The organism is Quadrisphaera sp. GCM10027208 (assembly GCF_042658805.1).
Taxonomy (GTDB): Bacteria; Actinomycetota; Actinomycetes; order Actinomycetales; family SCSIO-59966; genus SCSIO-59966.
The window spans coordinates 1-2,753 of sequence record NZ_JBHSRC010000016.1; the positions used below are offsets into that span (position 1 = coordinate 1).

General features: G+C 68.5%; 3 protein-coding genes. 2 read left to right on the top strand and 1 reads right to left on the bottom strand.

Features of this window, described 5'->3' with window-relative positions:
- Together ACFP6A_RS14370 and ACFP6A_RS14375 are read left to right on the top strand one after the other, a co-directional pair.
- Positions 1–305, top strand: a 305-nt coding sequence (locus ACFP6A_RS14370) for a transposase (RefSeq protein ID WP_379604664.1), incomplete at its 5' end; no start/stop codon positions are given.
- A complete protein-coding gene (locus ACFP6A_RS14375; RefSeq protein WP_379604666.1) occupies positions 302–808 on the top strand; it encodes an IS3 family transposase in 507 nt (168 codons plus the stop codon). The genes ACFP6A_RS14370 and ACFP6A_RS14375, both read left to right, overlap by 4 nt.
- Positions 809–1,004: 196 nt before the next feature.
- On the opposite strand, the gene ACFP6A_RS14380 is transcribed toward ACFP6A_RS14375, so the two are convergent.
- Positions 1,005–2,648, bottom strand: coding sequence for an IS1634 family transposase (locus ACFP6A_RS14380; RefSeq protein WP_379604668.1), 1,644 nt, complete (start codon positions 2,646–2,648; stop codon positions 1,005–1,007).
- Positions 2,649–2,753 lie beyond the last annotated feature (105 nt).

Sequence of the window (2,753 nt, forward strand, 5' to 3'; positions counted from 1 at the left end):
GGGCAGCGTCAGAACTCCCATCATCGGAAGACCTCGACCCCTACCCGGCCAACGACGCGCCGTCGCCACCTACACCGTCAACTGCGAAGAGCCCGATTGCGGAGGTTGTTCGGGATCTTGGTATCAATGCGGGGACGTTGGGTAACTGGGTCGCGAAGTACCGTGAACAGCATCCTGTGAGTGAGGAGTTGTCGGTGCCGGAGCGGGCGCGGTTACGCGAGCTGGAGAGGGAGGCCCGTGAGTTGCGGCTGGAAGTGGCCTTCCTAAAAAAAGCCGCGGCCTACTTCGCGAGGGAGGAGCAGTGAGCGAGCGTTACACGTTCATTGCCGCGGAGCAGGACTACTACGCCTCCCAGGCTCGTGCCCGCGCGCCGGTGGAGCAGTTGCCGCTGACCCGGATGTGCGCCGTGTTGGAGGTGTCCCGCTCGGGCTACTACGACTGCTGCAAGGCCCTGCCCTCGGCGCGGGCGCTGCGCCGGGCCACGGTCACCGAGCACGTGCGCGCCGCGTTCGCTGCCGGCCGCGGCACGTACGGGGCGCGGCGGGTGCACGCGGTGCTGTCCCGCAGCGAGGACCCCGAGGTCGCCAGCGCCGGGCTGGACCTGGTCAGGGACATCATGCGCACCGAGAACCTGGTGGCCTGCCAGCCGCGGGCCTACCGGAGGACCACGGTGCGCGACGGCCAGGACCACAGCAGGGTCGCCGACCACCTGCGGCGGGACTTCACCGCCGAGGCACCGGGTGCAAGCTCGTCGGCGACATCACCTTCGTGCGCACCTGGGAGGGCTGGCTATACCTGGCGACCGTGATCGACTGCTACTCCAAGGCCGTCGTCGGGTACCGCACCGTGTTCCCGACCCGGAAAAGGGCCCGCAGCTATTGCCCAGTACATCGAAGTGTTCTACAATCGTCGACGTCTTCACCTGACTTCGGTCATTGGGCTTAGTGCCTGAGGCCTCGTTGTCGTAGTGCGTCGAGGATCGGCCCTGACTTCGGTCATTGGGCTTAGTGCCTGAGGCCTCGTTGTCGTAGTGCGTCGAGGATCGGCTGTTTGTCGGCGGGGATCGCGGGTGGGAAGGTCTGCTCGGTGCCGTTGATCGCGATGGTGGCTGAGCGCAGCGGCCGCAGCTGGCGCAAGACGTTGCGGATGGCGAGCCCAGTCCGGTTCTGGATCTCTCGGCTGACGGCCAGGGCTGCGAACACGATGGTCAGGTGGGCCTCGATCGCCTCGCGGGTGTGGTGGAACATCGGCCGGGCGCGCAGGTCGGTCTTGGACATCCGGAAGGACTGCTCCACGTGCCACAGGTCGTGGTAGCTGGCGATCACCTCGGCGGCGGGCATCACCTGGGCACTGATGTTGGTGACGTAGCCCTTGAGTCCGACCAGTCGCCGGGCGCGGGCCAGCGACGCGTCGTCCAGACTTCTGGTGCCGTTACTGGTCTTGACGAACCGCGGGGTGCGGGCTGCCTTGTCCCCGGCCACGACGGCACGGGCGCGGTTCTCTTGCAAGGTGAGGGTCTTGGTGTCCCGCGCGGCGCGTTTGGCCGAGTAGGCCCAGACCGCCCGCCAGGAGCCGGGATGCCGTTGGGGATCCCAGACCGGCTCGGTCTTGATCTTCGGGTTGTTCTCGATGATGTGCCGGTTCTTCGGGGTGATGGTGTCGATGACCTGCCCGTCGGTGAAGGCGTCGCCGTGCCAGCGGAAGTGGGAGGCCAGGTCCGTGGGGGCCTTGGTGGCCCGGGACCCGACGATGAACCTCAGGTCCGCCTCGTCCAGTTCACGCAGGTTCGCCGCCGAGAGCATTCCGGCGTCGGCGACCACAACCATGTCGGCCAGGCCGTGGCGGTCCTGGAAGGTGCGGATGATCGGCACGATCGTGGCGGTCTCGGCCGTGTTGCCCTCGAAGCAGCCGATCTCCAGGGGGAACCCCCGGCGGTCGACCAGCAGCCCGACCACGATCTGCGGGTCGACCCGGCGTTCCTTGGAATAGCCGACCTTGCGCAGGTCGTCTTCCTTTTCCGCCTCGAAGTACAGCGTGGTGACGTCGTACAGGCACAGCGACACGTCACCGCCGGTGACGGCGTGGGTGAAGCACGCGGCCGCGACCTGGTCGCGGTAACCCCGCCCGACGCACCGGGTCAGGGTGCGGCGCATCGTCTTCTCGCTGGCCGGCGCCCCACCCAGGTCGACCAGCACCCGCCCGGCGTCCAGGATCGAGGTCGGCTCCACGATCCGAGCGATCACCAGGTCCCGGAACGTCTCGTCCCCGACAGCAGTGAACCCCAGCGAGCCGTAGACCTCCGCGAGCACGTCGAACAACAGCCGTGAGCAGGTGCCGACCACCCGCGGGGCCGCGACGCGGGCTTCTTGGACCCTCTCGCTGGGCCGGGCAGCCCCACCGAACAACGCCGCCTGCGGCGCGGCAGGGGCCAGCCGGGCCCTGCGCGCGGTGGCCTCGACCCCCAAATCGAGCTCGCCCTGCGCGGCGTCAGCCAGCAGCCCACGAGCCTGCTCGAGCAGCAGCCCCAGTTCCGCCTCGGTACGAGCCGAGCCCAGGTGCGCCACGATCCGCCGCCGCCCATCGACGTACTCGGCGATCTGCACGGCCGTCGCGCCCGAGGCCGTCCGCACCCGCCGAACCCACGCCACCCACCGAGCCTAACCTCGGCGTTTCACGCGGGTGGGTCGACACGGGGCGGTAGATGGACGGAAGTGCCCGTCTGGTGCGGGAAACTGGGCTTGTTGATGGTCCAG